The following is an 8055-nucleotide window of genomic DNA, read 5'->3' on the forward strand; positions in this document are numbered from 1 at the left end:
CCGCAAACCACCAGCCCCGTCACCGCCCAAGCCACGATCCGAAACGGAACACGACTCAAGTGGCGACGGGAGAACTCAAAACCGGCTCACTAGGGGGCGGCGATCGGCCCGGCGTATCCCACCTGGGGCCCACCTGGGGGAGGGGTCAGGAGACGCCTGTGACGAAGCCGTCCCTGACCCGGTCGAAGGTGGGGCGGTAGGTGTCCCAGTCGTCGTCCGGGGCCGAGAGATAGATGTCGTACTCCCGTTCCCCCGCGCGGCCGTACCCGAGGTCGATGGCGCGGAAGGCGCGGGCCCGTCCCTTGAAGGTGAACTCCCAGATGGCCGCCGGTTGCCCACGGAAGGTGGTCTGCTGCATACGCAGCCGCCGGTACGAGCCGGGGTAGTTGATCTTGGTGTTCGCCTCGATGTCCTCGAAGTGGGCCATGGGGTGCGAGCCGGCGGGGTCCACCACGCCGATCGTGAGTTCGGCCAGTTCTGTCTCATCGGTGTAGGTGACCGACTCGGCCGTCCGCTTGCCGGCCTTCCAGCCGTCCGGGACGGGGAAGGAGATGCCGAGGGTGTCGTCCGTTACCAGGTGGAAGCCGTCGGGTACGGGGGAGGGGGAGTAGGACGGGGTGGCGGTGGCGGAGTTTCCGCTGCCTGGTGAGGCGGCCTCTCCGTCGGGGTTCGACGTCGAGTAGAGCGTGGCCCCGACGGCCATGGCGGCCACGGTCACCGCGACGGCGATCGGCACGAGGGTCCGGCGCTTCTTTCGGCTCTGGCGGGACGGTCGGCCGTTCTCAGGGCCCGCGCCGCCGGGGGAGCCGGAGTCGCCCCGGCCGGCGTCGAGACCAGTCCTGCCCCGGCCGCCGTCGCGGTCCCTCTCCCGGTGGGCGACCGCTCCGGTTTCCCTTTGGCCGCCACCCGTTTCCCGGCCCGTGCCCCTGTTGGTTCCCGAAAGTGTCCCTCGGCCCGTGTGCCGGCCGCCGGCCTCCCACTCGTCGGTCGAGCCCCCAGCGGACGAGCCCTCGACGGACAAGCCCCCGTCTGCCGACCCACCGGCGCCCGGCGTCGGCATCGGCATCGGCGTCGGCAGGGCGATCGTCGCCTGGCCGGACACCACGGCGCGGAGTGCGCGTTCCGTCTGTTCGGTGGTGGGGCGGTCGGCGGGGTCCTTGGCGAGGAGGGCCTCGACCAGGGGTTGCAGGGCGCCGCCCTGCTTCAAGGGCTCCAGGGGGTCCACGGCGATGGCGTACGCGGCCTCCATCGCGGTGAGGCGGCGGAACGGCGGGCGGCCCTCGACCGCCTGGTAGAGCGTCGCGCCCAGGGCCCACAGGTCCGAAGCGGGGCCGGGCTTCTGGCCGCGGATCCGCTCCGGGGCCATGTAGTGGATGGAGCCGACCATCTCGCCGGTCTTGGTCAGGGTCGAGGCGTCCGCGGTCATCGCGATGCCGAAGTCGGTGAGGACGACCCGGCCCTCGGCGCCGAGCAGGACGTTGCCGGGCTTGACGTCGCGGTGCAGGACACCGGCGGCGTGCGCGGCGCGCAGCGCGGCGACCATGCCCAGACCTATACGGGCCGCTTCCTCGGGCGGGAGGGTCCGGCCGTCCGTGAGGACGTCGGCGAGTGTGGGCGCCTGCACGTACTCCATGACGATGCAGGGCCGACCGTCACCGGTGCCGCCCTCGGCACCGCCCCGGACACCGTCCACGTGGTCGCCCACATGGTCGTCCACGACGTCATGGACGACGATCACATTCGGGTGCGCGATCCGGGCCGCGCTCCGGGCCTCGCGGCGCGTGCGCTCGTACAGGGTGACGAGGTCGTCGGGCGACAGATGTGGCTGCACGTGCAGCCGCTTCACCGCGACCTGGCGGTCGAGGACCTCGTCCCCGGCCCGCCACACCGTGCCCATGCCGCCGCGGCCTATCTGCTCCGTGAGCCGGTAGCGCCCGGCGACGAGCCGCCCTACGTCCGACACCACGTGCCCTCCGCCAGCCCTGCGTACGTTCGATTCGCCTCGTCACAATAACCGGCCCGAGGCAAGGGCCGGTGAGGAGGACCGGTCCGGGGGCGTGCGGGGTGAACGCGGGCGCGTTCCTGGAGCGCAGCCAGTCGGTGCCGATCGCCTTCATGTCCCGGCGGAAGACGGTCGACGGAACCGGCACGGCGCACGGAACCGGCACGGCGCACGGAACCGGCACGGCGCACGGAACCGGCACGGCGCACGGAACCGGCGTGCCTGACGGCCTCGGGAGGGCCGGCGGACCCGACAAGGCCGCCCGGGCCGGAACGGTCACCGGGGGGAGAGAGCTCCCGGGCCAGGCACGGCCGTTCCCCCTGCGGCGGCTGGCCGGCATCTGTGTGCTGACCGTCTTCGGCGGCATGGTCTTCTACGCCGTGCCCGTGGGAACGGCGTATCTGCTGGACGACTTGGGCGTGACGTCCACCGGGGTCATCGGTCCGGCCACCGCGCTCGCCGGCGCCGCCACCGTGGCCGGTTCCATCGCCTTCACCAGGCTGCCCGGCACACCCGAGGACAGGCTGCCGCCGTGTTCGCCCTGCGCCGCCGGGTTCGTGGTGATGGGCCTGGCCGGCAACCCCGCGCTGCTGATCGCGGGCGGCATCCTCAACTGCGTCGGCACCGGCATCCTGCTGCCCTCCCTCCTCACCGCGGCGATGTCCAGGCTGGACTACGCCGACCGGGGCCGCGGCACGGGCCTGTGGACGGCCGCGTTCTTCGCCGGTGAGTTCGTCTGCCCGCTCGTGCTGATCGGCGTCGCCTCGGCGGTCGGCGGCCTGGCCGCCGCCGTCGGACTGCTCGGTCTCGCCTCGGCCCTGGTGTCGGCAGGGTCGCTGCTCGCACGTCGCCGGGTGCCGGCGGTGGAGTCGCGGCCCTGACGCTGCCCTGGGGCGGGCTGTCCTGGGGCGGGCTCCCCCGGGACCTGCCGCTCGGTGGCATCGATGTAGTCGTGGAGGGCCCGGCGGGAGTGCAGGAGCGTGTCGATGCGTTCGTCCACCTCGTGCAGCCGGGCCCGCAGGACCTCCAGCAGTTCGGGGCAGGGCTCCAGCTCCGGGGCCGCACCGGTCGCGCAGGGCAGCATGAGGGCGATCTCCTGCGTGGACAGCCCGGCTTCGAGCAGCTTTCTGATCTGTGTCACCGTGAGGACGGCGTCGTCGGTGTACTCGCGGTAACCACCGGCGCTGCGCGCGGGCTCCAGCAGCCCCTGCGCCTCGTAGTACCGCAGCAGATGCGCGGGGACGGCGGTCCGTCGGCTCAACTCCCCGATCAGCACGCCCGTTTCCCCTCGTCGCCCATCGCGTCCGCCCCTTCCTGCTCCCTCGCTCCCTCTGCCTCCCACTCTTCTTGACCTTCATACCGATGTGAAGGTTGATGATCCTCGTATGACCGCCACACCGTTCAACCCGCGTGCCCTGCTGGCGAAGAGCCGGCTCGGCGTCCTCGCCACCCTCAAGTCGGACGGCCGCCCCCAACTGTCTCCCGTCATGCCCTACTACGACGAGGAGGCCGGAGTCATCCACATCTCCACCACCGAGGCGACCGCCAAGACCGCCAACCTGCGCCGGGACCCGCGCGCCGCCCTGGAGGTGACCAGCTCCGACGGCATGTCCTGGGCCACCGCCGAGGGCACGGCCCACCTCACCGGACCGGGTACCGACCCCCAGGGCCCGGAGGTCCAGGCCCTGGTGGACTACTACCGTGCCGCCGCCGGGGAGCACCCGGACTGGGACGAGTACCGCTCGGTGATGGTCTCCGACCGCCGGGTCCTCATCACCCTCACGGTCGACCATGTGTACGGCGCCGCGATCGGCTGACGGCGTCCGGGTGCACCGTTCCTGTGGACTGAGCGGGAGTGAGTCCGTTCAGCCGCGCGCCCCGAACGGTCTTGGGCGAGCTGGTCCCCGGCGTACTCGTCCCCGGGGTGGCGACACGCATCCTGTGCGTGGTCCGGGCCCGGGCCCGGGAGGCCCCCGCGGCCGGAGGCCGCTGATGGACACAGCCCTGCACGACCTGGCCGAATAGGTACAGCCAGAGGCGACGGAGAGGCCCTGAACCATCACACCGGTGAAACACCGGGCCCCGCACGCTGACGCCGTACCCCGCGTCCCAGACCGCACGATCACGCCAACCCGAACGGCCCAGGACAACGCCAGCCCGGAAGCCGACCATCACACGATCGAACTCATTCGACCTCATGCGCACTCCTTGGCGAGCAGCTACCACCCCTGATCAGGCGGAGGGGTCGCGCCGCCCGGTCCGTGCGTCGACGCGGGCCATGGAGTCCAGCATCCGTCGGTTCCTCTCCTCCGCGTGGTCCATCCACGGTCCGTGGCCGGTGTCGGAGATCTCGGCCCGGCGCCCGGTATCAGGCGCGGTGCACGCTCCACCTGCCGGCGGGGGTGCACGAGGAGACTGCGTCTGCCGAGTGCCAGGTGGAGCGGGGTGCGGACGGTGGACAGTTCCTCGTCGGTGAGGGGCAGGGGAGCCGGGCGGCGGATGCGGTAGGCGCGCACGGCCGTTCTGATCATCGTGCGCAGCTGGGGCACGACAGGACCGGCTGCTCCAGCCAGGCCGCCGGACGCGGGCGCATCACCTTGGGCGCGAAGGTCGCGAAGAGGCCGGCGAAGATCCACACGAAGAAGCGCAGCCCCACCTTCTCCAGCCCGCCGGGGTCGAGGAGCGTGACCGTGGCGAGGCGGCCGGGGGATCGGTGTGCCTGGTTCAGGGCGAGCCGGCCGCCGTAGGAGGCGCCGACCGGATGGACGCGGTCGAGCCCGAGCCCGGCGAGAGACGCGTCCAGCCGGCGGGCGGCGTCCTCGGGCCGGTGGATGGGGCGCGTGGGACGGTGCGGCCGGGGTCGCCCGGGGGGTCGAGGGCGTGGATGGGCCGGTCGGCACTGAGGTCGGGGGTGTTCGGGTACCACATGGCGGAACAGGGGCCCGCTCCGTGGATCAGGACGATGGGGGTCCGGGACACCCCGGCGTCCTCGTCGGCCGGCGCAGCCAGGAGTCCGCGACGGAGGTCCTGGAGCACCATCCGAACCGGGTCTTCCGGGACGCGGCGGACCGGGCGGGCTCACGGTAGGGCGTAAGCGGTTGTTCGGCGTACCGTCGTGACTGTGGACTCCACGGCTGACGGTCTTGTGTCCCGTGTCGCGCGTCAGCTCGTCCCCAGAGCGGACGAGCTGACCGCCGAGGTGGAACGATGCCTGCGCCGCGAGATGCCCGAGCTGTGGGAGCACCCCGACGCCATGGCCGCGGACAACGTCGCCGAACACGTCGTCGCGGTGCTGTCCGCCCTCCAGTACGGCGTCGACCCGGACGGTATCGAGGTACCGGCCGCCGAACTGGCGCGTGTGCGCCGCATGGCCCGGCACGGCATCCCCGTCAGCGCGGTGCTGCGGGCCTTCCGCCTCGGCCAGGGCGTCATCCTCGACCGTCTGCTCGAAGAGATGCCCCGGTGCACCGACGACGCGGCCCTGATCAGCGAGGCCGCCCGCAGACTGATCGTGACGGCGACGGGGTACGTGGACCGCACCTCCGAGCAGGGCGTCGGGGCGTACGAGGAGGAACGGGACCGGCGGCTGCGGTGGCGGCTGTCGATGGTGAACGAGGCCAGCATGCGCATCGGCACCACACTGGACATCGGCCGCACCACCGAGGAACTGGCCGACTTCGCCACCGAGCACTTCGCCGACCTCGTCACCGTCGACCTGCTCGACTCGGCGCTCAACGCCCACGACAGCCCGCCGGAGGACCCGCCCGCGGCACCCGTACTCCGCCGGGTCGCCCAGCGATCGGGTGCCCGCACCGACCCGGCGTCGACGACCGCCCACCGGCAACCACACACCTTCCCGCCCGATTCACCGCCGTCCCGCGCCCTGACGACGGGCCAGCCCACCAGGCATCGCCTCGACGGCGGGCGCCGGGGGCCGCACGCGACTTCGGCGCCTTCGGCCGGTGGGTGTGCCGGAAAGGGCGGCCGGGACGAGGACGGCGGTCGAATCGATGGGGGTCGCGCGAGTGCCGGGAGCGGCAGGCGAGCCGGAGGCGGGAGCGCCCCGGTGGGCGGGGCCGGAACCGACGGCGACGCCGATGTGGTGGGCGGTGGCGGTGCGACGGGCGGTGGCGGTGCCGTGGACGGTGGCCGGGCCGTGGACGGCAGTCGGGTCGGCCGCACCCGACCGGTCCACTCCACGCTGGTGGTGCCGCTGCGGGCACGAGGGACCACGCTCGGTGTCGCGCAGTTCTGCCGGGACCGTAACCCCGACGCGTTCGACGACGAGGATCTGCTGCTCGCCCAGGAGATCGCGGCGAGGGCGGCGGTCGCCGTGGACAACGCCCGCCGTTACACACACGCCCGCGCCACCGCCCTCACCCTGCAACGCAGCCTGCTCCCGCGCCGCACCCCGAAGCAGTCCGCCGTCGACGTCGCCTTCCGCTACCTTCCCGCCGACGCCCAGGGCGGCGTGGGAGGCGACTGGTACGACGTCATCCCGCTCTCCGGGGCCAGGGTCGCCCTCGTCGTGGGCGACGTCGTGGGCCACGGCATCCACGCCGCCGCCACGATGGGCCGCCTCAGGACCGCCGTACGCACCCTGGCCGACATCGACCTGCCACCCGACGAACTCCTCACGCACCTGGACGACGTCGTGATCCGCCTGGCCGCCGAGGTGGAGCAGAGCGGCGCGGACGACGAGGCCGGGGCCGTCACGGGCACGGGTGCCGGACCCGCCTCCGCTGCCCCGGACGCCGAGTCCGCCGCAGCCTCCGCGTCCTCCGCCGTCACCGGAGCGGCCGGTGTCGCAGACACCGCCGATGCCGCCGCAGGCACCGGGGACATCGGCGCCACCTGCCTCTACGCCGTGTACGACCCCGTCTCGCGCCGCTGCACCCTCGCTCGCGCGGGACATGTGCTGCCCGCCGTGGCGACCCGGGACGGCACCGTCGACATCCTGGAGCTGCCCCCGGGCCCGCCGCTCGGCCTGGGCGGGCTGCCGTTCGAGGCGGCGGAGTTCGAACTGCCCGAGGGCAGCCTGCTCGCGCTCTACACCGACGGTCTGATCGAGGCACGGGACCACGACATCGGCGCGGGCCTGGACCGCCTCCGTGACGCCCTCGCCCGGCCCGCCGCCTCCCTTGAGGCCACCTGCGACGCCGTACTCGAAGCCCTGCTGCCCGCCAGGCCACCCGACGACGTCGCCCTGCTCCTGGCCCGGACCCGAGCCCTGGGCGCCGGCCAGGTCGCCACCTGGGACCTGGAGGCCGAACCCGCCGCCGTCGCGAGGGCCAGGGCGAACGTCACCCGGCAACTGGGCGACTGGGGTCTGGAGGAGCTGGAGTTCACCGCCGAGCTGGTGGTCAGCGAACTCGTCACCAACGCCATCCGCTACGGCCGGCCCCCCGTCCGGCTGCGCCTCATCCACGACCGCTCCCTCATGTGCGAGGTCTCCGACTCCGGCGGCACCACCCCGCACCTGCGCCGCGCCCGCGTCTTCGACGAGGGCGGCCGCGGCCTCCTCCTCGTCGCCCAGCTCGCCGAACACTGGGGAACACGCCGCGCCCGCCAGGGCAAGACGGTCTGGGCCGAACTGAACGACTCCGCCACTGTCGCGTTCCCGGCACCGGCCGCCCTCTAGCCGGGCGAACGGCCGCCCTCCGGCCCGGCTCCGGACCGAGTCGCCGTTCAGCTCTGTGCCTCGCGGAACGCCCCCGGCGTCCGGCCGGACGTGCGGGTGAAGTACTTGGTGGAGTTGGTGGGCTCGGTGAAACCGAGGCGGTGGGCGATGGAGCTGACGGGCAGGTCGGTGTGGGCGAGGAGGCGTTTGGCCTCGAGGGTGACTCGGGCGTCGATGAGGTGTGTCGCCGTCGACTACTCGGTGCTGACCGACCACATATCCACCGAGACGTACCCCCAGCACAACCCCGAGGCCGCCGACGGACTCGACGGCTTCGGCACCGCGTCCGTCGCGCGGGTCATCGCGTCCATACCGGCCGAACTGCCGCACTCCCACGGCCTGTTCTGAACCGCGGCGACCACCACGACGAGAC

Annotated in this window: 6 protein-coding genes and 2 pseudogenes; 4 read left to right on the plus strand and 4 right to left on the minus strand. The window is 73.0% G+C overall.

The window, feature by feature from the left end:
- Positions 1-145: 145 nt before the first annotated feature.
- Complete coding sequence (locus tag ACFU53_RS44425; protein ID WP_384005629.1) at positions 146-1966, minus strand: protein kinase; 1821 nt, start codon at positions 1964-1966, stop codon at positions 146-148.
- A gap of 709 nt (positions 1967-2675) precedes the next feature.
- Positions 2676-3344 carry a MerR family transcriptional regulator gene (locus tag ACFU53_RS44430; protein WP_384005631.1) on the minus strand — a complete coding sequence of 223 codons (669 nt, stop codon included), beginning with the start codon at positions 3342-3344 and terminating at the stop codon, positions 2676-2678.
- A gap of 43 nt (positions 3345-3387) precedes the next feature.
- Here ACFU53_RS44430 and ACFU53_RS44435 point away from each other — a divergent pair, with 43 nt between their 5' ends.
- Positions 3388-3819: a PPOX class F420-dependent oxidoreductase gene (locus ACFU53_RS44435; RefSeq protein ID WP_384005633.1), complete on the plus strand. Its 432-nt coding sequence runs from the start codon at positions 3388-3390 to the stop codon at positions 3817-3819.
- Between the two features lie 415 nt (positions 3820-4234).
- Here the strand turns inward: ACFU53_RS44435 and ACFU53_RS44440 are convergent.
- Positions 4235-5011, minus strand: a pseudogene (locus ACFU53_RS44440) (alpha/beta fold hydrolase).
- Between ACFU53_RS44440 and ACFU53_RS44445 the strand changes: the two are divergent.
- Both ACFU53_RS44445 and ACFU53_RS44450 read left to right on the plus strand, forming a co-directional pair.
- Positions 4952-5089: a hypothetical protein gene (locus tag ACFU53_RS44445; RefSeq protein WP_384005639.1), complete on the plus strand. Its 138-nt coding sequence runs from the start codon at positions 4952-4954 to the stop codon at positions 5087-5089. The pseudogene ACFU53_RS44440 and the gene ACFU53_RS44445 overlap by 60 nt on opposite strands.
- 34 nt (positions 5090-5123) lie before the next feature.
- Positions 5124-7643, plus strand: a complete 2520-nt coding sequence (locus tag ACFU53_RS44450) for a SpoIIE family protein phosphatase (RefSeq protein ID WP_384005635.1) — start codon at positions 5124-5126, stop codon at positions 7641-7643.
- 47 nt (positions 7644-7690) lie between these two features.
- Here the strand turns inward: ACFU53_RS44450 and ACFU53_RS44455 are convergent.
- Positions 7691-7861: pseudogene (locus ACFU53_RS44455) on the minus strand (helix-turn-helix domain-containing protein); the annotation flags it as partial.
- Here ACFU53_RS44455 and ACFU53_RS44460 point away from each other — a divergent pair.
- Positions 7857-8030 (plus strand): hypothetical protein, encoded by a 174-nt coding sequence (locus ACFU53_RS44460; protein WP_384005637.1) that lies wholly within the window; start codon positions 7857-7859, stop codon positions 8028-8030. The pseudogene ACFU53_RS44455 and the gene ACFU53_RS44460 overlap by 5 nt on opposite strands.
- Positions 8031-8055 lie beyond the last annotated feature (25 nt).

This window comes from Streptomyces sp. NPDC057474, from assembly GCF_042802555.1.
GTDB lineage: Bacteria > Actinomycetota > Actinomycetes > Streptomycetales > Streptomycetaceae > Streptomyces.